Source organism: Actinosynnema sp. NPDC020468, assembly GCF_040642015.1.
Classification (GTDB): Bacteria; Actinomycetota; Actinomycetes; order Mycobacteriales; family Pseudonocardiaceae; genus Actinosynnema.
This window is the reverse complement of record NZ_JBFAEO010000008.1, coordinates 1-20,088: the sequence shown is the minus strand read 5'-3', so window position 1 is coordinate 20,088 and position 20,088 is coordinate 1. Positions and strand designations below refer to the sequence as shown.

The following is a 20,088-nucleotide window of genomic DNA, read 5'->3' as shown; positions in this document are numbered from 1 at the left end:
CCCGAGCTTAGGAGTTGACCTGGAGCGCGGCCCACGTCAGCGCGACCGACACTGCGATTCCCAGGAACGGGACTACGGGCCTGGTACCGCGCGCCCAGGTGAGCACCAGGGCGGCGATCCCGACCACCACCGGACCCAGCACGCCGAGCAGCGTCGGCACGACACCGCCGCAGGACGCCCCACCCGGCAGCCGGCACTGGGTGTTCGGCACCAGCAGGATCAACCCGAACAGCACCGAGAGGGCCGTGTACAGCCCGAGCAGCACGGATCCGGCGATCGCGATTCCCCTCATGCCCGGATCCTAGACTGTCCACAGTGGACCACGGGCGGGTTCGCGAAGATCACCGCGCCGTCCCGTGTGGATCACCGGTACCCCCTCGCCGTGCGCCGGGCAGGTGCGCCACCCCGAAGCGGTCGAGGCACCGGACGGACCAGCGGCCACCTGCGCCGACCGGGTGAACCGCACCGGGTGTACATGTCCGTGACGACCACCGATCACCTTCACCGTGTACGCATCCAGGAATGCGCCGAGTAGCAGCCACCGCCGTCGTAGCCGCTCTCCTCCTCTCCGGGGCGACCCCCGCCGTCGCCGTGCCCGCGCTCACCCGCGACCCGGTGACCGTGATCTACAACCGGGACCACGCGCTGCACGTGCTCAACGGCGGCGCGACCGACGACGAGCTGACCACCCGCACCGCGAAGCTGGCGGAGAGCGCGTGGTCGTTCTTCCGGGGCACCTCGCCGCTGTACTACCGCGACCTGGGCGAGCTGGCGCCGTCGGCCTACGCCTCGGGCACCGCGTGGCTGACCGGTGACGCGCACCTGGAGAACACCGGCGCGGACCGGGGCGCGGACAACCTCGAGCAGTACCAGCTCACCGACACCGACGACGCGTGGCCGGGTTCGTGGACCTGGGAGCTGCGCCGCGAGGCGGTGTCCATCGTGCTCGCCGGCCGGGCGAACGGCCGCAGCGCGACGAAGATCAACGCCGACCTCGACACGTTCGTCGCCGAGTACGCCCAGTGGATCGGCAACTTCCACGGCACCAACGACGAGGCGACCTACCGGCTGACCAAGTCGAACACCTCGAACCTGTCCGAGGACCTGATCGACGCCTCCGACGCGGACTCGCGGTCCGACCTGGTCGCGAAGTGGACCTCCGGCGGCAGGTTCAAGGCCGACCCGGCGCTGCAAACCGTCCCCGCCGCCACGAAGACCCAGCTGATCAACGCGGTCGCCGCGTACCGGACCACGGCGGGCGCCCCGCTGACCGCCGCCGAGGCGACCGTGAAGGACGTCCGCCGCAGGCTCGGCGCGGGCACCGGCAGCCTCGGCCGCTACCGCTGGTACGTGCTCGTGGAGGGTGACACGACGGCGAACTCCGACGACCGGATCCTGGAGCTCAAGCAGACCGTCGACCCGGCGCCCCAGCAACTCGCGCCCACCGCGACCCCGCTCACCGGCGGCGAACGGCCCGCGAAGGCGTTGCGGTGGCTGGTGAACCAGTCCGACCCGCTGGCCGGCTGGACGTCCGTCGGCACGATCCCCGTGCTGGTCAAGGAGAAGTCGCCGTTCGCCGAGGACCTGTCCATCGGCGACCTGAGCAGCTCCACCATCTGGGACGACAGCGTCCGCGACGTGGCGCGCCTGCTCGCCGCCGGGCACTCCCGCGCCGACCAGGACATCGCCGGCACCGGCCTGACCTACTCGGTCGACGCCGCGATCGACAACGCGATCACCTCCGTCTCCGGCCTCCAGTCCGAAACCCGCGCGTTCGCCACGTCGTACGCCGACCAGGTCGCCCTCGACTGGCAGGCGTACGTCACCGCGAAGAACAACGGTCGACCCCTCTTCTGAAGGCCCTGCACCCCAAGGAGAAACCACCACCGTGTCTCCACTGTCCCGCAGGACGCTGCTCGCCGGCACGATCGCCGGCGCGGGCGCCACAGTCCTGTCCTCCGCGCCCGCACAGGCCATCGCCTACCCGTTCACCCTCGGCGTCGCGTCCGGTGAACCCGCGCCCGACGGTGTCGTGATCTGGACCCGCCTCGCGCCCAGCCCGCTCAACGCCGACGGCCTCGGCGGCATGTCGAGCGCGTCGGTGTCGGTCGAGTGGCAGGTCGCCACCGACGAGCGGTTCACCGCGATCGCCCGCACCGGCACGGTCACCGCCGTCCAGGCCGCCGCGCACAGCGTGCACGTCGAGCTCACCGGTCTGCTGCCCGGCCGCGAGTACTACTACCGGTTCCGCGCCTCCGGCCACATCTCGCCGGTCGGCCGCGCGCTCACCGCGCCCGCCGTGGGCACCTCGCCCGCGCTGACGATGCTCTTCGCCTCGTGCTCGCACTACGAGGAGGGCTACTTCACCGCGTACCGGCGGATGGCCGAGGAGCACCCGGACCTGATCCTGCACCTGGGCGACTACATCTACGAGGGCGCGGCGTCGACCACCAAGGTGCGCAAGCACGCGCCCACCGTGGAGATCGACGACCTCGCCGACTACCGGATCCGGCACGCGCAGTACAAGACGGACCCGGATCTCCAGGCCGCGCACGCCGCCGCGCCCTGGCTGGTCGTCTGGGACGATCACGAGGTCGAGAACAACTACGCCAACCTGGTGCGCAACGACAGCTCGCCGGCGGGCGACTTCCGCGCCCGGCGCGCGGCGGCGTACAAGGCCTACTGGGAGCACATGCCGTTGCGCGCCGCGCAGGCACCGGTCGCGGAGAACATGCAGCTGTACCGCCGGGTCCGGTGGGGCAGCCTCGCCACGTTCCACATGCTCGACACCCGCCAGTACCGCGACGACCAGGCGTGCGGCGACGGCACGAAGGTGTGCCCGGACGCCGACCTGCCGAACCGCACGCTGACCGGCACGGCGCAGGAGACGTGGCTGCTCGACGGCCTGCGGCAGAAGCTCGGCACCTGGGACCTGCTGGGGCAGCAGGTGTTCTTCGCGCAGAAGCTCGCCTCGGCCGACGGCGCGAAGTCGATGGACTCGTGGGACGGCTACACCGCGAACCGCGGCCGGCTGCAAAGGGGTTGGGACGCGGCGGGGTTGCGCAACACGGTGGTGCTGACCGGCGACGTGCACCGGTCGTGGGCGGCGAACCTGATGGCGGACTACACCGCGCAGGACCGGATCGTCGGCACCGAGCTGGTGACCACGTCGATCACCTCCACCGGCGACGGCAACGCGGCCGACACCGGGACGTCGAGCCTGAACCCGCACGTGAAGTTCTACAAGAACCTGCGCGGCTACGTGCGCACCACCACCACTCCCACCGAGATGAGCGTGGACTTCCGCGCGGTCGACAAGGTGACCGTCCGGGACTACCCGGTGAAAACCGTGCAGAGCTACGCGATCGAGGCGGGCAACCCCGGATTGCAGGCGCCGTGAAGAAGACCATCGCCCTCGCCGTCGCGCTGACGCTGGCCGCGCCCGGCGTCGCCTCCGCCGCGGGCACCACGCCCGCCGACATCACCTGGTCCACCGCGAACAGCACCGCCACCGGCGACCAGGACAACGCGGCCGTCTCCGCCGTGCGCACCGGGTACACCGCCGTGGTGTGGGAGGACGACCGGGACACCTCCGCGCCCGAGGACGCCGTGCACAGCGACGTCTGGATCCGGCTGTACCTGGACGGCGTGTCGAAGTACGAGAAGAAGCTGTCCGCGGGCGGCACCGGGAACTGGCGGCACGTGCAGCCGGACGTCGCGCTGCACGAGGACGGCAGCGCGGTCGTGGTGTGGGCCGAGGACCCGGACGCCAACGGGTTCTACAACATCGCCGTGCGGGTGCTGAAAGCCGACGGCACGCTGGTCGGCTCGACCACCGCGAACGCCTCGGCCGACGGTCAGCAGACCAACCCGGCGGTGGCCGCCGATCCCGACTCGCCCGGTTTCGCCGTGGTGTGGGAGGACAAGCAGACCGGCACGAACGCGACCGTGCGCGCGGCCGGGTTCGCCTCGGTGACCTCGAAGACCTACGAGGTGCAGGTGAACACCGCCGGCGGCACGCACCAGCGGCCGGACGTCGCGGTGGGCGCGGCGGGCAACGCGATCGTGGTGTGGGACGAGGACGGCGACGGCAACGGCGCGTTCAACGTGGGCCGCAAGATCCTCACCCCGACCGGCGGCGTGAAACTGGCGCAGGGCGTGGTGAACGCGGAGGCGAACGGGCAGCAGCGGCACCCGTCCGTCGCGGCGGACTTCACCGGCGACTTCGCGGTGGCCTGGGAAACCGACCACACCGGCACCCCGCAGATCGGCGTGCGGTCGTTCACCGCCGCCGGCGCCGCGTCGTCCACTGTGGACACCTACCTGCCGGGTTCCGACCCGCAGGTCGGCATCGACGACCAGCGCGGCGTCGTCGTGGCGTGGACGAGCGCGTCGGACGTGTTCGCCCAGGGCCTGAACCCGGACGGCACCACCGCGGGCCGCCTGCCCCGGCTCGCCACCACGCAGACCGCGGCGGGTCGGCAGGACGAGCCGGCGCTGGGCGTCGACGCGTGGGGCCTGGTGACCGTCGTGTACACCGACGACCACGACGGCAACCTCTACGACCAGGTCTACCTCGGCACCGGGTTGGCCAACTCCACCTGGTGACCCCCTGACCGGGGCGCGCCCCACCCCGACGGGGCGCGCCCCACCTCCTTGCTCCACGCCGTGTCGGGGCACGGCGATCGGTTGCCCGGACTCACACCCGGAGGTGGCGGGAACCGCTCACGGGACGCTCACACCCTCAGGACCCGTCCCACTGGTCGTCGCCCGACCCGGTCCGGCCGATCCGGAGCGGTCTTCGGCCGGCCACCCCCTTCGCGGCACCCGGGGTTCGGGAGGACACCCCGGGCGCTGTCCCGCGTTCGCCACCGCCACTGCGGACGGTGGCCTGACCGTGCGTCGTCGTCTCCATGCCTTCTCTACACCGCAGGGCCCGAAAGGGTTCCACCCGTCAGCGCACCGCTCCGGCGAGTTCGAGGACCGTCCAGTCCGGCAGGTCGCCCGTCACCGCGTAGACCGCGTCGCCGATCCGCCACACCGCCCTCGTGCCGCGGCACTTCACCAGCCCCGTCCCGGCCCGGCCGCCGTCCTCGGCGGTGATCCGGTACTGCGCGGCGAACTCCCGGCGCAGCAACGACTGCGGCCCGAGCGGCGCGGGCGCGGGCGTCGTCTCGGCGCCGGCGGTGTAGCGCTCCAGCAACACCGGCACGCCCGCGACCTCGTAGTCCACCAGGACCACCCCGCGCGCCGGGCCGATACCGGACTCGCGGATCCGCAGCGGTGCGGGCCACGGCATCAGCGACGGCGGTTCCCAGCCGTAGCGCGCCGCCACGACGTCGTGACCCACCTCCACGAACCCCGTCCACCCCGCGCACGGCTCGGCGGAGGCCTGCGACACGGGCAACGTGCCGCCGCCGGTCGAGTCGGCCGACGGCGTCCCGTACAGCGAGCCCAGCACCACCGCGGCGGCGAGCACGACGCCCGCCGCCGCCAGCGGCCACCCACGACACGGCCACCGGCGGCGGCGCGGCCGCAACGCCAGCATGATGTTCTCCACCGCCATCTCCGGCGGCGGCCGGTCCATCGACCGGCCGAGTTCCACGAGCAGGCGTTCGAGTTCAGCAGACATGGTCTTCCGCCACCTGTGCCGCGAGCACGCCGCGCAGCCGAGCGAGCGCGCGGGACGTCCTGGACTTCACCGACCCGCGCGCGAGGCCCAGCACCCGCGCGGTCTCCGCTTCCGACAGCTCCAGCAGGTACCGGCACCCCAGCACCTGCCGGTAGCGCTCGGGGAGGTCCGCCAGCGCGGCCCAGAGCGCCCGGTCCCGCTCCCGGTCGAGCGCGACCACCTCCGGATCCGGCTGGAACGCGGTGTCCCGCAGCGCGGACACCCTCCCGAGCAGCCCCGACCGCCGGTTCGCCGACCGGTGCGAGTTGCGCACCAGGTTCGCGACGATCTGCAACAGCCAGGGCCGGAACGGCGCGTCCGCCCGGAACCTCCCCAACGCGGCGTGCGCGCGCACGAACGCGTCCTGCACCGCGTCCTCCGCCTCGTGCCCGGCGCCCATCACCCACGCCACCCGCAACGCGGCCGCGTAATGCCGCCGCACCAACTCCTCGTACGCCGCCCCGCTGCCGGCCTTGGCCCGCGCGACCAGCTGATCGTCGTCCGTGACACACACCCCCCTCTTGCCCCCGCGCGTAGTACACCGCCGGTGGCAAATGGGTTCCACTTCCGCGACCGGGCCGCGCTCACGCGCGCACCGCCCGGCCGCCTCGAGGGTGCCGAGTGACGACCGCGCCGCAGACCGCCGCCCTCCCGCCGCACAAGGACCCGACGCCCGCCGACCGCCCGCCGCGCAGACGCCGAGTGGCGAACCCGCCGCCCTCCCGCCGCGCACAGGCCGGGCGGTCGACGCGAAACCCACCGCCGACCAGCCGCCCCACCGGTGCCGAGCGCGCGAACGCGACGCCCGCCGACCTCACAGGTGCCGAGTGGTGAAGGTGATGCCGGCCGCCGCCAGGCGGGTGATCAACGGCGAGCCCATCGCGATCGCGGGGGTGACCTGGCCGGCGGTCGGCGCCAGGGTGTCGAACGCCAGGCACAGCGCGGACTCGGCCAGCATCTTCGCCGTGTCGCCGTACCCCGGGTCACCACCCGCGACCTCGGTCACCAGCCGCTCGTCACCCGCCGTGGCGAAGAACACCACCTTGAACCACGACCGCGCGCGCTGCTCCGCCGACGGCCCGTCGCCCGCCTCCTTCAAGCCCAGCAACCACTTCCGGGTCACCGGCAGCTGCGCGAGCCCCACCACCGCGCCCGCGCCCACCGCCAGCCCGACCGCCGTCGCGAGCCCCTTCACCCCGATGTGGTGCCCGTACCGGAAGTCCGGCCCGTACTCCGCCGACGCCCGCGCCGACCGCAGCACGACCAGCGGGTCGATCGTCGGCGCCGGCAGCGCCCACACCCCGAGCCGGTGGTCGTAGTGCGGCGGCCGCGACGCGCCGCGCACCACCCGCGTCCCGCGCCCCTCCAACGCCCGCCGCTCCCGCGCCACCGCCGCGCTCGCGCGCAACCGACCCAGCGCGTTCACCGCCGAGTGCAGCGTCCCGCCGGAGAACCCGGCCGACGCCGTCACGTACCCCTCCAGCCGGATCGGCACGTCCGAGGGCAGCTGGGACACCGTGAAGAACGCGCCCAGGTCGTAGGGCACCGAGTCGAACCCGCACGAGTGCACCAGCCGCGCACCCGACGCCACCGCCCGCGCGTGCTGCTCCACGTACACCCGGTCCACGAACTCCGGCTCACCGGTCAGGTCCAGGTAGTCGGTGCCCGCCTCCGCGCACGCCGCGACGACCGGCATCCCGTGCGTCAGGTACGGACCCACCGTCGACACGAGCACCCGGGTGGACGACGCCAACCGCCGCAGCGAGGCCGGGTCGGACACGTCGGCCGGAATCAGGTCCAGACCTGTGACACCGAGCCGCGCGGCCACCGCCGCCAGCTTCGGCGCGGACCGGCCGGCCAGGGCCCACCGCGCGCCCGCCGGCACGTGCCGGGCCAGGTGTTCGGCGGTCAACGCGCCGGTGAAGCCGGTCGCGCCGAGCAGCACCACGTCGTACACGGGATCCCCTTTCCGGGCAAGGAGGTCAAGGCTAGGTCAACGATCACCCACCTGCCGGGTGACGCAGTTCGCCAGGCGTTCACCGCCCCGACCTCGGTAGATCATCACACCGTGCTCAGACCTCCCTACGGTCTGCGAGGCCCTTGTCCGGAAACAGGAAGCGAAGGGTTTCGGCATGCCAGGTAGCAGGGCCACCACCGCGTTGATCGCCATCGGCGTCCTCACCGCGACCACCCTCACCGTCGTTGCCTCCTCGGAGTACGCGCCGTCCGCGAACGCGGCGGCCACCACCTTCACCCCCACCGCCGACACCTACGTCGACAACTCCGCAACGGGGACGAACTACGGAACGTCCGGCCAACTCGGCGTGGACGGCTCCCCCAGCAAGCGCTTCTTCCTCAAGTTCACCGTGTCCGGTGTGTCCGGCGCGGTGACGAACGCGAAGCTCCGGGTGCACACCGACGACGTGTCGGGTTCGCAGAGCCCGGCCGGCGGCACGTTCAAGGCCACGACCAGCACCACGTGGACCGAAACCGGCGTGACGTGGAACAACCAGCCGGCCATCGACGGCGCGTCGCTCGGCTCGCTGGGTTCGGTGTCGCGCAACGCCTGGTACGAGGTCGACGTGACGTCGTTCGTCACCGGCAACGGCACCTACAGCGTCGCGGTGTCCTCGACCAACGGCGACGGCGCGGACTACGACTCGCGCGAGTCCGGTTCCGCCACCGCGCCGCAGCTGGTGGTCACCACCGGCACCACCCCGACGACGACCACCACGACGACGCCGCCCAGCGGTGACCCGGTGTTCGTCGGCGCGGGCGACATCGCCGACTCCGGCTCGGGCGACACCGCCACGGCCGCGTTGCTGGACAACATCCCCGGCACCGTGTGGACGACCGGCGACAACGTCTACGACAACGGCACCACCACCGAGTTCGCCAACTACTACGGCCCGACGTGGGGCAGGCACAAGGCGCGCACCAGGCCGTCGCCGGGCAACCACGACTACAACACCAGCGGCGCGACGGGCTACTACTCGTACTTCGGCGCGCAGGCGGGCACCGCCGGTGTCGGGTACTACTCGTTCGACCTGGGCAACTGGCACATCGTGTCGTTGAACTCCAACATCTCCATGTCGGCGGGCTCGGCGCAGGAGCAGTGGCTGCGGCAGGACCTCGCGGCGTCCGCGAAGCCGTGCACCGCGGCGCTGTGGCACCACCCGCTGTACACCTCGGGCGCGAACCACGCCCCGTCGACGTCGACCAGGCCGCTGTTCCAGGCCCTGTACGACTACAACGCCGACCTCGTGCTGACCGGCCACAACCACCAGTACGAGCGGTTCGCCCCGATGAACCCGACCGGCGGGCTCGACACCACCCGCGGCATCCGGTCGTTCGTCGTCGGGTCCGGCGGCGCGAGCCACTACTCGTTCGGCACCATCCAGCCCAACAGCGAGGCGCGCAACAGCGACACCTACGGCGTCCTGAAGCTCACCCTGCACAGCACCAGCTTCGACTGGCAGTTCGTCCCCGAGGCGGGCAAGTCGTACTCCGACAGCGGCACCACCGCCTGTCACTGACCCACCCGCACCGCCGCGCCCGGTCACCTCGAGGCCGGGCGCGGCCCCTCGGAGGTGAGCCGTGTACCTGTCCACAGTGGACCGACCGAAGTCGCTGGGCTGGAAGGGCATCAGCGCCAACGTCTTCGCGCTCGGCGCGGTCAGCCTGATCACCGACGTGTCGTCGGAGATGGTGACCGCGATCCTGCCCCTGTACCTCGTCGTCGGGCTCCAGCTCAGCCCGGCGGCCTACGGCCTGATCGACGGCGTCTACACCGGCGCCACCACCCTGCTGCGCCTGGTCGGCGGCTACCTCGCCGACCGCACCGACCGGCGCAAGACGGTGGCGGGCCTGGGTTACGCGCTGTCCGCGGTGGCGAAGCTGGGCCTGTTGGCCGCCGGCACGTCCACCGCCCTGCTCGGCGCGGTGATCACCGCGGACCGCGCGGGCAAGGGCCTGCGCACCGCGCCGCGCGACGCGCTGATCACCCTGTCCACCCCGTCCGGCGACCTGGGCCGCGCGTTCGGCGTGCACCGCGCGATGGACGGCGTCGGCGCGTTCGCGGGTCCGCTGGTGGCGCTGGCCGTGCTGGCCCTGACCGCCGACTCGTTCGACTCGGTGTTCATGACGAGCTTCTGCGTGGCCGCGCTGGGCGTCGTCGTGCTGACCCTGTTCGTCCGCGACCGCCCGGCGCCGAACCCGACCAGGGAACCGTTGCGGGTCAAGGAGATCCGCGTCCTCTGGCAGGACGTGAAGGTGCGCCGGGTGATCCTGACCGCGGCCGTGCTCGGCCTGTCGACCATCGGCGACGGCTTCGTGTACCTGGTGCTCCAGAAGCGCGCGGGCCTGACCATCGGCTGGTTCCCGTTGCTGGCCGTGGGCACCAGCCTGGTGTACCTCCTGCTCGCCGCGCCCGTCGGCGCGCTGGCCGACCGCGTCGGCCGCCTCCCGGTCATGCTGGGCGGCTACACGGCGCTGATCGCCGTCTACCTGATGATCTTCGGCCCCGTGGGGGGCTGGACGTCGGTCGTCGTGGTGTTGGCCCTCTACGGCGTCTTCTACGCCGCGACGGACGGCGTCCTGATGGCACTGGCCGGCCCGTTGCTGCCGGAACGCCTGCGCACCACCGGAATCGCCCTGATCCAGAGCGGCCAAGCACTGGCCTACCTGGCCTCCTCGGTCCTCTTCGGCCTCGCCTGGCAGTTCTGGGGCCCGGAAACCGCCACCCGCCTGGCCGCACTGGGCGTAGCCGTCGCCCTGGCCACCACCGCCCTCCTGTTGGGACGTCGCCGATGACCACCAGAACCCGCCTGCTGATCACCGCCCTGGCCGCCCTGCTCCTGGGCTCGCTGGCCGTCGGCTACACGGCCCTGTCCGCCGAACCGGAGGACGGCGCGACCTCGACCCCCGCCACCGGCACCACCGGCGGCGACCGGATCCACGTCCTGAGCAACGGAAAACTCTCCTCCGTGGCCCGCTCCGACCCGGGCGGACCTCGGGAGATCACCGACCAGAAGTGCGACCGCGCCTACGCCGCCGCGGGCACGATCTCCTGCCTACGCCCCGCGGGCGCCCTGAAAGCCGCCCGACTGTCGGTGCTGGACGCCGGCCTGCACGAGCGCAGGACCATTCCCCTGATCGGCTTCCCCAACCGCACCAGGGTGTCGCCCAGCGGCCGCATGATCGGCTGGACCCTCTTCGTGGACGGCCACTCCTACGCCGCCAACGGCTTCTCCACCAGCACCGGCATCCTGGACACCGCGACCGGCACGACGGTGATGTCCCTGGAGGAGTTCACCCCGTACGTCGACGGCAAGCCCTACCAGGCGGCCGACCTGAACTTCTGGGGCGTCACCTTCACCGCCGACGACAACCTCTTCTACGCCACCATGGCCACCGCGGGCCACCGCTACCTGACCCGGGGCGACTTCGCCGCCCGCACGATCACCGCGCTGATCGACAACGTGGAATGCCCGTCGCTGTCGCCGGACGACACCAGGATCGCCTACAAGGCCGCGGTGGACGGCGACCCCCAGAAGGGCTGGCGCGTCTCGGTGATGGACCTGGCCACCCGCAAGATCACCCCGCTGGCCGAAACCCGGAGCGTGGACGACCAACCGACCTGGCTCGACAACCGGACGATCGCCTACGCCCTCCAACGCCCGGACGGCGCGAACGACACCTGGTCCACCCCCGCCGACGGCTCGGGAACCCCCACCCTGCTCATCCCCGAGGCGAATTCCCCGTCACCGGCGACCTGACCCACCGCTCACACCAGGACGACCTCGACCCCGCGATCGACGAACCGCCGGACATCGCCTTCGTCGGCACCGGTGTCGGTCACCAGCACGTGCACCGACGCGATCCCGCACACCGACGCGAACGCCCGCACCCCGATCTTGGAGGAATCCGCGACCACCACGACCTTCCCGGCCCGCTCGGCCAACAACCGATCGACGTCGGCCTCACCCTCGTGGTGCGCCGAGGCGCCGGCGTCGGGGTCGATCGCGTCCACCCCGAGAAAGGTGACGTCCAGGCTCAACCCGCCGAGGATCCGGCCGGCCAGCGGACTGACCAACTCGTAGGACTGCGGCCGGGCCACCCCACCGGTCACCACGAGCTTCACCTGGGGCCGAACCGCCAACTCGTTGGCGATGTTCAACGCGTTGGTCACCACGGTGATCAACTCGGCCCCGTCCTCGCCACCCACCTCGGCACTGCCCACCAACGCCCGGGCGACCTCGGTCGTGGTGGTCCCCCCGTTCAACCCGACCACCGCGCCCCGCACCACCAACCCGGCCGCGGCCACCCCGATGCGCCGCTTCTCCCCGGCCCGCCGAACACTCCGGTACCGGACCGGCAACCCGTAGGCCACCGAATGGGCCACCGCGCCGCCGCGCGTCCGGGTCAGCAACCGCTGCCCGGCGAGGTGGTCCAGGTCCCGCCGAATGGTCGCGCCGGACACCGCCAGTTCCGCCGCGATGTCCTCGACGTCGATCCGCCCCCGCACCGCGAGCAACTCCAGGAGCGCGTTCAACCGCTCGTCACGATTCACCCGGCCACCTCCGCGCACAACATAATGCACGCGCAGGCCGGGCCGACTCCTCCACTCGCCACGAAAACGCACCACCCGGACCAATGTCCAGTGGACAGAAAATCCACAGTGGACACCGCACCGAAAGCGCTACACCATTCCCCGCAACATCAGGTTCCAGTACAGGAAGGGCAACCCGACCCGCTTCACCAGGCCGAAATCCCGAACCTCACCCACCGGCAACCCCAACGACGGGGTAGGCCGCCCGGAGTAGTCGAACTCGGCCAGCACCAACGACCCCCGCCCCGTGGTGATCGGACAGGACGCGTAGCCCCCGTACCCGAACGGCGGCTCGACACCGGCCCGAGCCGCCAGCAGGTTCCCCACCACCACCGGCGCCTGCCGCCGCACGGCCGCCCCGGTCTTCGCGTTGGGCGTCCCCGCGACGTCACCCAGCGCGAACACCTCGGGGAACTCCCGGTGCCGCAACGTGCCGGGGTCGACGTCCACGAACCCGGACTCCCCGGCCAACGCCGACCGGGCCACCCACCCCGGCGCGCTCTGCGGCGGCACCAGGTGGGCCACGTCGTAGGGCAACGTCATCACCCCGGAAGGCGTCCGCACCACCACGTCCCGCCGCGCGGGCCGCACCTCCACCACCTCGCTGCCCAGGTGCACCCGCACCCCCAACCTCGAGGCGACCCGCTCCAACACCGCCGCGTACTCGGGCACCCCGAAGATCGCCGGTCCCGGCAACACCAGGTGCACCTCCACCGAGGCACCCGTTCGACGCCAGTGGTCCGCGGCCAGGTAGGCGATCTTCTGCGGCGCCCCGGCGCACTTCACCGGTCCGGAGGGCATCCCGAACACCGCCGTCCCCGATCGCGTGTCCCGGATGAACTTCCACATGGCGGGCGCGTACTCGTACGCGTAGTTGGACGACACCCCGTCCCGCCCGACGGCCTCCCGCAACCCGATCAACCGGTCCCAGTCCAACCGGATCCCGGGACACACCACCAACCACCGGTACGAGATCTCCTCCCGCTCCAGCACCACCCGCCGCGACAGGGCCCGCACCTCCACCGCGGAGTCGCGGATCCACGTCACCCCACGCGGTAACACCGCGCCCGTCGGACGCGCACTCGCCTCGACCGACGCCCGCCCACCACCGACCAACGTCCACAACGGCTGGTAGTAGTGCGTGGAGGACGGCTCGACCACGGCGACGTCCGACACACCGGCCCGCCGAAGCCGAGCCGCCACCGTCACCCCGGCCGTACCCCCACCGATGATCACCACTTGAAACTCACGCACCCCAACACACCTCCAAATGTCCGTACATCCGGCAACTACGCACCGTACGATAATCGACAGAGGAGGCCTCATGCTCGACCGAACGCACCCCACCCCGCTCTGGCGTCAACTCCAGAACGACCTGATCCGCCGGCTCCGCGCGGGCGAGTTCACCGACACCTTCCCCGGCGAGCTGACCCTGGTCGACACCTACCGGGTCAGCAGGCACACCGTCCGCCAAGCCCTGCGCCACCTCAGGGAGGAGGGCCTGGTCGCCGCCACCAGGGGCCGCCAACCCCGGGTGGCCCACACCGCCGAGGTGGTCCAACCCCTGGACACCCTCTACAGCCTGTTCGCCAGTGTCGAAGCCACCGGCAGAACGCAAACCTCCCAGGTCAGGGTCCTGGACATCCGAGCGGACGGCGTCATCGCCGACCAACTCGACCTCGAGGGCTCCACCCCGCTGCTGCACCTGGAACGCCTGCGCCTGGCCGACGACGAGCCCCTGGCGATCGACCGGGTGTGGCTCCCGGCGGCCATCGCCGCCCCGCTCCTGGACGCCGACTTCAGCCGAACCAGCCTCTACGCCGTCCTGGCCGACCGCACCGGCACCAGGCTCGACCACAGCAGCGAGAACATCCGCGCCGTCATCCCCACCGGCGCCGAACGGGCGCTGCTCCGCTGCCCGGCCGACACCGCGTGCCTGTCCATCCACCGCCGAGGCGAGTCCGCCGGCCGCCCCGTCGAGTGGCGCCACACCCTCGTCCGGGGCGACCGCTACACCGTCACCGCGGAGTTTTCCGTCACGGAGGGCTACCAACGCCGCCCGATCTAGCCCCATAATGTCCGTACATTGGAGGTACGGACATGGACGTCATCCCGCTGGACACCCCGGAACTGGGCGATCGCGGCTACCTCGTGCACGACGGCGCGCACGCGCTCGTCGTCGACCCCCAACGCGACATCGACCGCGTCGAGGCGAAGGCCCGCGAGCAGGGCGTCACCATCACCCACGTCGCGGAAACCCACATCCACAACGACTACGTGACCGGCGGCCACGCCCTGGCCCGCAAGCACGACGCCACCTACCTGGTCGCCGCCGCGGAACAGGTCGCCTTCGACCGCCACCCGGTCCACCCCGGCGACACCGTCGCGGTGGGCACCATGACCGTCACCGCCCTCGCCACACCGGGCCACACCGAGCACCACCTGGCCTACGTGGTCGACCACGACGGCCGGCAGGCGATCTTCTCCGGCGGCAGCCTCCTCCACGGCTCGGTGGGACGCACGGACCTGGTCGACCCGACCCGCACCGAGGAGCTGACCCGCGCCCAGTACCACTCGGCCCGCACCCTGGCCGACCGCGCGCACCCGGACGCGACCCTGCACCCCACCCACGGCTTCGGCAGCTTCTGCTCGTCCGGCCCCACCCGGACCGCGCACACCTCCACCATCGCCGAGCAGCTCCGGGTGAACCACGCCCTCACCGACGACGAGACCGAGTTCGTCGCCACCCTGATCGCGAACCTGACCGCGTACCCGTCCTACTACGCGCACATGGCCCCGCTGAACAGGATCGGCCCCGCCGAACCCGACCTCACCGTCCCGCGACCGCTGAGCCCGGGAGAGCTCTCCCGCCGCCTCGACGCCGGCGAGTGGGTCGTGGACCTGCGCCACCGCGTCGCCTTCGCGACCTCCCACCTCCGCGGCGCGATCAGCGTCGAGTACGGCCGCCACTTCACCACCTACCTGGGCTGGACCCTGCCGTGGGGCGACCCCGTCACCCTGATCGGCGCGCCGGACGACGTCACCGCGGCGATCCGCGACCTGTCCCGGATCGGCCTGGACCACCCGGACGTCGGCGCCGACGCCGACGCCGGCCACCCCACCAGCTCCTACCGCCGCGCGACGTGGCCGGAACTGCGCACCCGCCTCACCGACCCGCGCCCGCTCACCGTCCTCGACGTCCGCCGCGACGACGAACGCGCCACGACCGCCGTCCCGCGGTCGCTGCACATACCCCTACCCCGCCTCGTGTCCACAATGGACAGCCTGCCGAACCACGAGATCTGGGTGCACTGCGCCTCGGGCTACCGGGCGGGCATCGCGGCGAGCCTGCTGGATCGCGCGGGCCACCACGTCGTGCACGTGGACGACGACTGGCCGGACACCGCGACCCCATGACCACCGCCCTGGCCCTGCTCGCCGGCGCGATCGTCGGCCTGGCCCTGGGCGCGCTGGGCGGCGGCGGCAGCGTGCTCACCGTGCCCGCCCTCGTCTACCTGCTCGGCTTCTCCCCGCAGCACGCCGGCACCGCGAGCCTGCTCGTCGTCGTCACCACCTCGGCCGCCGCGCTGCTCGCCCACGCCAGGGCGAACCGGGTGAACTGGCGCCTGGGCGGCCTGTTCGCGGCCGCCGGCGTGCTGCCCGCCCTCACCGCCGGCGCGTTGACCAGGCACGTCCCGGACACCGTGCTGACCGCCGCGTTCGCCGTCACGGCCCTCGCGAGCGCGCTGTCCCTGCTGCGCTGCCCCGCGCCGACGGCCACCCGCAAGCACCCGGCCGCGGTCGGCGGCGTGGGCGCGGGCCTGGGCGCGGTCACCGGTCTGCTCGGCGTGGGCGGCGGTTTCCTGGCCGTGCCGGCGCTCGTCGCGGTGCTCGCGGTGCCGATGTCGGCGGCGGTGGGCACGAGCCTGCTGGTGATCGTCGTGAACGGACTGGCCGCGACCGCCACCCGCCTGCCGTCGTTCACCGGCTTGGACTGGACCGTGCTGGGCCCGTTCGCGGCGGCCGCGCTCCTCGGCGCGTGGGACGGCAAACGCCTGGCGCACCGCGTCGACCCGACCACGCTGCGCCGGGCGTTCGCGGTGGTGCTGCTCGTGGTGTCGGTCGGCATGCTGGCCGAGGTGGTCGCCTGACCGGAGTCCGTCCGACCACGCTCACCCCGGCGGTACGAACGCGGCGATCGACGCGGCCAGCCGACGCGCACCGTCCTCACCGGGATGCCGATCGGCCAACTCCCGCACCACGGCCAACCGGTCCGCCACCCGACTCGACCCGATGGCACCCGCCGAGGCCACCGCCCGCCCACCGGCCTCCGCCGCCCCGTCGAAGTCGTTCCGGTGCAGGCACATCGTCGCCAACGCGATCAGGCAGAACGTCCGACTCCGAGCCATTCCGGCCGAATACCCCCGCACCGCCGCCGTCAACGCCTCGACCGCCTCCGACCCGTGCCCGGCCTCGCCCCCACCGACCAACTCGGTCAGCACCACACCGGTCATCGCCGAGAAGTCGGCCTCGTCGAAGAACCGGGCCCACCCGCCCGCCGGCGTCGCGCCCCGGTCGAACGCGCCACGCGCCACCCGCAGGCACCGCACCGCCTCGCCGCTATCCCCCAACCGCGCCGACGCCCACGCGCAGTTGGCGGTCAGCAACGCCGTGGTGTGCGCACCACTCGACACCGACAGTCCACTGTGGAACGACGACAGCGCGCCCAGCGGATCGCGGTGGTGCAGCCGCAACCTGCCGACCCGGTAGTGCACGTTGGCGACCAGTTCGCGGTGCCCGGCCTCCTGCGCCAGCTCCCGCGCCCGCGCCCAGTGCCGCTCCGGCGACCGGACGAGGCCGGTGTCGAAACCGGCCCACGCGGCCAGGTTGTGCTGATCCGCCAACGCCACCAGCAACCGCCGCCGCACGCCGGGGGCAGCCGCCGCGCGCAGCGTCCCGTCGTTCCAGGCCGCGGCGACGATCGCCCGGTCCCGGCACGCGGCGCCACCCTGCTCGTAGTCGACCCGGCGCAGCAGCTCGGTCTCCTCCTCGATCCGACGTACATCGGACGTTCCCATCCTGGGCGGAACCCGACCGCTTCCAGCCATGGCGGCACCTCGCAGTCGCAACGGATCCGGTCCAGCACCTGCATCCAACCGCCAGGATGCCTCGGCAGACGCCCGTGCACGGCGGGTACCACCCCGGCGGATACCCCCGACCGGGCGGACCACTGGCCCCGTGCGGCGGTACGGGACGACCCACCAGACTGGACGAATGGCCTCTCTCGCGTTGGTGACGCTGCTGGCCGCGTCCGCGCTCGTCGCGGATCCGGGCCAGTGGCCGGTCAAAGTCCAGTCGGTGCTCACCGCAGGATCCACCGGATATGTCGAACTCCGCAACATCTCGTCCACATCCGTAGACTTATCCGGGTGGACCGTGCGCGGGTGCGCGGGCGCGACGACCGTCGACCTCGCCGAGCTGCCCGCGGGCGCGGTGCTGCCGGGCAGTGAGCGATTCCTGGTCGCCGGCGCGGATTTCGCCGGTCCGGCCGCCCGGATCACGGTGCCCGCGCTGGTGGGCGACGGACTGGTCCTGGTGGACCGCAGGCGCGCCCGGGTGGACGCGGTGGCCACCACGCCGTCCTCGCCCTGCTCCGAACGCCGTGCCGCGGCGCCGTGCGGTGCCCTGCCTCTCAGTCGCGACCCCGACGGTGCCGACACCGACGACAACAGCCAGGATTTCCACTGCGCCCCACCCTTCGGCCCCTGAGACCGGTGCCCGCGCCCCACGCGGCGCCCCGGCAGGAGTACTCATGAATGGGTACGTCCGCGAGGTGGGGAGGGCACGTGGGTGGAGCGCGACGGTCCGGGACGTGAGGACGCCGCAGGGTGGGAGCGGGACACTGGCCAGAGACGACGTGACGATGCTCGTGGAGAAGCTGGTCGCGCGGTGGGCGGCGAAGGACACCGCCGCGGTGAGCAAGCTGTTCGCCGACCGCGTCCGGTGGTGGACGGCCGCCGTGCCGGGCGTGCCGTGGCCGACCAGGGTGCGCACACCGCGCGAGGTCGAGTCGTTCTTCCTCGCGTTCCGGTCCACGCTGGAGCTGACCGGGGTCACCACGCACGGGCTCGTGGTCGACCGGTCCGACGCGGTGCTCATGGGTCGCCTGCACACCAGGGTCCAGGCGACCGGCGCCACGCTGTCGTTCGACTTCGCGATGGCGGTGAGCGCGCACGCGGGCCGGATCGCCGAATTCCGGCTCTACGCGGACACCCTGGCAATTGCACGTGCAGTCGCCGTGCGCTGACACCGTCGATGTTCCTCGGGTATCACCGTGATGCTTGGCCGGTCGACCCGCGTCCGCTGGAACACTGTGGGGCGGCTTGTCGTCGCAAGAAAGGCCTCGATGGTGTCCGGAACGTCCGCACATGATGACGGGAAACACCTACCGCAGCCGATGAGTGAATTCCTACCCGAACTGCGCAGACAACACGGTCTCACCCAGTGCGATCTCGCCGCCGAGCTGCACGCGGTATCCGGTAACCTCAGCATCACGCGCGAGGAGGTCTCCCGCTGGGAGCGGGGGAAACGAATTCCCGGACCGTACTGGCGCAATTGGCTCAGCCAGGTGCTGCACACCTCGCAACGTGAATTGGAACTGGCCGCCGCCGTCGCGAGGCATCGCCGCCACTTCCCCGGTTGACGTTTACCGGAACTGCACTGGCCCCTTACGAATGGCTCCGCCGCCGCGCCAACATTGAGCCGGGCCGCCACCAGGGCGAACACCCCGAAAATCGCCCGGAAGCCCGGATCCACCTCATTAAGGAAAGGTGTGTCATGCGTCGACTGTTGAGCAGTGCCGCGACCATCGCCATTCTGGCCACGATCATGGCGACCGCCCCGAGCGCGAACGCCGCTCCGAACTCCCCCGACAAGGACCAGCCGCTCGCCTCGACCAGCGTGGTCGTCAACGAACTGTCCACCCGCGGCCCGAACGGCCCGCTGGACGAGTTCATCGAGGTCCGGAACGTCAGCAACAACCCGGTCGACCTCACCGGCTACTCGGTGCGCGTGTACAACGGCCAGAACGCCCTCATCGGCACCATCGCGCTGCCTGCCGGCCTGGTCCTCCAGCCGAAGGACAACGTCGGCCAGTTCCTGGTGCTCACCGCCGCGAACTTCTCCGGCACGGTCCAGGACGCGTCCAACGTGCTGCCGTACGTGCTCAACTCGGTCGAGGGAATCCCGACCACCGGCGGCGTCGCCGTCTTCGGTCCGACCGGCGCGCGGATCGACGGCGTCGCGTACTCCCTCGTGGTCAACGCCGCCCGCGAAGGCCAGCCCGCGCTGCCGGAAACCCGTGCGGACGCCCAGCTCGCCGCCGCCACCGCGCGCGACATCGTCAGCACCGACACCGACAACAACCGGGTCGACTTCTCGCTGCACGCGCGGACCCCGGGCCAGCTGAACTGACCGGCCCCGACTTCTCCCGGCGCGGGCGAACCCACCCTCCACGCAAGAGGAACCGGCCGGCTCCCCACGCCGCGCCGCGAGGGGGAACCGGGAGAACGTCCGCTCCACCACCACCGGACCGAACGGTTCCCCGGAACCGCGCCACCCGGGAGGAAAGCGGGCGGACAGCCAGGAACCAGCACACCCGGGTCGGCCCGAACCGACCCGATCCGAAGGCCCCGACCGCGTGGTGCGGTCGGGTCGTCTACCTGGACGGCAACTCGCTGGGCGCACCGCCCAAGGCCGTCGCGGCACGCGTGCAGGAGGTGATCTCCCACCAGTGGGGCCGGCGGCT

Annotated in this window: 20 protein-coding genes; 13 read left to right on the top strand and 7 right to left on the bottom strand. The window is 72.1% G+C overall.

All coding sequences use genetic code 11. From position 1 onward, the window contains the following. Positions 1-7: 7 nt before the first annotated feature. A complete protein-coding gene (locus tag AB0G50_RS08850) occupies positions 8-292 on the bottom strand; it encodes a hypothetical protein (RefSeq protein WP_360103992.1) in 285 nt (94 codons plus the stop codon). Positions 293-522: 230 nt separating this feature from the next. Between AB0G50_RS08850 and AB0G50_RS08845 the strand changes: the two genes are divergently transcribed. The 3 genes from AB0G50_RS08845 to AB0G50_RS08835 are packed head-to-tail and all read left to right on the top strand — an operon-like array spanning position 523 to position 4,608. Beyond that, a complete protein-coding gene (locus AB0G50_RS08845; RefSeq protein ID WP_360103989.1) occupies positions 523-1,857 on the top strand; it encodes a DUF2252 family protein in 1,335 nt (444 codons plus the stop codon). Between the two features lie 31 nt (positions 1,858-1,888). Beyond that, positions 1,889-3,400, top strand: coding sequence for an alkaline phosphatase D family protein (locus tag AB0G50_RS08840; protein WP_360103986.1), 1,512 nt, complete (start codon positions 1,889-1,891; stop codon positions 3,398-3,400). Beyond that, positions 3,397-4,608: a hypothetical protein gene (locus AB0G50_RS08835; RefSeq protein ID WP_360103983.1), complete on the top strand. Its 1,212-nt coding sequence runs from the start codon at positions 3,397-3,399 to the stop codon at positions 4,606-4,608. Before AB0G50_RS08840 ends, AB0G50_RS08835 begins: the two co-directional genes overlap by 4 nt. 346 nt (positions 4,609-4,954) lie before the next feature. Here the strand turns inward: AB0G50_RS08835 and AB0G50_RS08830 are convergent, their stop codons facing one another. The 3 genes from AB0G50_RS08830 to AB0G50_RS08820 all read right to left on the bottom strand — a co-directional run bounded on the left by AB0G50_RS08830 (position 4,955) and on the right by AB0G50_RS08820 (position 7,628). Beyond that, a complete protein-coding gene (locus AB0G50_RS08830; protein ID WP_360103980.1) occupies positions 4,955-5,632 on the bottom strand; it encodes a hypothetical protein in 678 nt (225 codons plus the stop codon). Next, complete coding sequence (locus tag AB0G50_RS08825) at positions 5,622-6,185, bottom strand: sigma-70 family RNA polymerase sigma factor (protein WP_360103977.1); 564 nt, start codon at positions 6,183-6,185, stop codon at positions 5,622-5,624. The genes AB0G50_RS08830 and AB0G50_RS08825 overlap by 11 nt, the downstream gene beginning before the upstream one ends. A 300-nt stretch (positions 6,186-6,485) precedes the next feature. Continuing rightward, on the bottom strand, positions 6,486-7,628 hold the full coding sequence (locus AB0G50_RS08820) for a saccharopine dehydrogenase NADP-binding domain-containing protein (RefSeq protein WP_360103975.1): 1,143 nt from the start codon (positions 7,626-7,628) through the stop codon (positions 6,486-6,488). A 175-nt stretch (positions 7,629-7,803) separates the two neighbouring features. Here AB0G50_RS08820 and AB0G50_RS08815 point away from each other — a divergent pair, with 175 nt between their 5' ends. The 3 genes from AB0G50_RS08815 (at position 7,804) to AB0G50_RS08805 (ending at position 11,448) form a co-directional block, all read left to right on the top strand. Next, positions 7,804-9,207, top strand: coding sequence for a DNRLRE domain-containing protein (locus tag AB0G50_RS08815; protein ID WP_360103972.1), 1,404 nt, complete (start codon positions 7,804-7,806; stop codon positions 9,205-9,207). A 61-nt stretch (positions 9,208-9,268) separates the two neighbouring features. Then, a complete protein-coding gene (locus AB0G50_RS08810) occupies positions 9,269-10,483 on the top strand; it encodes an MFS transporter (protein ID WP_360103969.1) in 1,215 nt (404 codons plus the stop codon). Continuing rightward, positions 10,480-11,448, top strand: a complete 969-nt coding sequence (locus tag AB0G50_RS08805) for a hypothetical protein (RefSeq protein ID WP_360103967.1) — start codon at positions 10,480-10,482, stop codon at positions 11,446-11,448. Before AB0G50_RS08810 ends, AB0G50_RS08805 begins: the two co-directional genes overlap by 4 nt. Before the next feature lie 8 nt (positions 11,449-11,456). On the opposite strand, the gene AB0G50_RS08800 is transcribed toward AB0G50_RS08805, so the two are convergent. Together AB0G50_RS08800 and AB0G50_RS08795 are read right to left on the bottom strand one after the other, a co-directional pair. Then, entirely contained in the window at positions 11,457-12,242 is a 786-nt protein-coding gene (locus AB0G50_RS08800; RefSeq protein ID WP_360103964.1) for a DeoR/GlpR family DNA-binding transcription regulator, read from the bottom strand. A gap of 129 nt (positions 12,243-12,371) precedes the next feature. After that, positions 12,372-13,535, bottom strand: coding sequence for an FAD/NAD(P)-binding oxidoreductase (locus AB0G50_RS08795; protein WP_360103961.1), 1,164 nt, complete (start codon positions 13,533-13,535; stop codon positions 12,372-12,374). 70 nt (positions 13,536-13,605) lie between these two features. On the opposite strand from AB0G50_RS08795, the gene AB0G50_RS08790 reads away from it, so the two are divergent. The 3 genes from AB0G50_RS08790 to AB0G50_RS08780 are packed head-to-tail and all read left to right on the top strand — an operon-like array spanning position 13,606 to position 16,432. Continuing rightward, positions 13,606-14,349 carry a GntR family transcriptional regulator gene (locus AB0G50_RS08790; protein ID WP_360103958.1) on the top strand — a complete coding sequence of 248 codons (744 nt, stop codon included), beginning with the start codon at positions 13,606-13,608 and terminating at the stop codon, positions 14,347-14,349. 32 nt (positions 14,350-14,381) lie between these two features. Then, complete coding sequence (locus tag AB0G50_RS08785) at positions 14,382-15,698, top strand: MBL fold metallo-hydrolase (protein ID WP_360103955.1); 1,317 nt, start codon at positions 14,382-14,384, stop codon at positions 15,696-15,698. Further along, the gene (locus AB0G50_RS08780; protein WP_360103952.1) at positions 15,695-16,432 is read left to right on the top strand and encodes a sulfite exporter TauE/SafE family protein; all 738 of its coding nucleotides are present in this window, start codon (positions 15,695-15,697) and stop codon (positions 16,430-16,432) included. Before AB0G50_RS08785 ends, AB0G50_RS08780 begins: the two co-directional genes overlap by 4 nt. Positions 16,433-16,453: 21 nt before the next feature. On the opposite strand, the gene AB0G50_RS08775 is transcribed toward AB0G50_RS08780, so the two are convergent. Further along, positions 16,454-17,389 (bottom strand): tetratricopeptide repeat protein, encoded by a 936-nt coding sequence (locus tag AB0G50_RS08775; protein WP_360103949.1) that lies wholly within the window; start codon positions 17,387-17,389, stop codon positions 16,454-16,456. A gap of 166 nt (positions 17,390-17,555) precedes the next feature. Between AB0G50_RS08775 and AB0G50_RS08770 the strand changes: the two genes are divergently transcribed. From AB0G50_RS08770 to AB0G50_RS08755, 4 genes are all read left to right on the top strand, one after another. Next, entirely contained in the window at positions 17,556-18,050 is a 495-nt protein-coding gene (locus AB0G50_RS08770; RefSeq protein WP_360103946.1) for a lamin tail domain-containing protein, read from the top strand. 103 nt (positions 18,051-18,153) lie between these two features. Continuing rightward, the gene (locus AB0G50_RS08765) at positions 18,154-18,588 is read left to right on the top strand and encodes a nuclear transport factor 2 family protein (RefSeq protein WP_360103943.1); all 435 of its coding nucleotides are present in this window, start codon (positions 18,154-18,156) and stop codon (positions 18,586-18,588) included. Positions 18,589-18,738: 150 nt separating this feature from the next. Continuing rightward, positions 18,739-18,984, top strand: coding sequence for a helix-turn-helix transcriptional regulator (locus tag AB0G50_RS08760; protein ID WP_360103940.1), 246 nt, complete (start codon positions 18,739-18,741; stop codon positions 18,982-18,984). 134 nt (positions 18,985-19,118) lie between these two features. Next, positions 19,119-19,754: a lamin tail domain-containing protein gene (locus tag AB0G50_RS08755; RefSeq protein WP_360103937.1), complete on the top strand. Its 636-nt coding sequence runs from the start codon at positions 19,119-19,121 to the stop codon at positions 19,752-19,754. Positions 19,755-20,088: the final 334 nt, after the last annotated feature.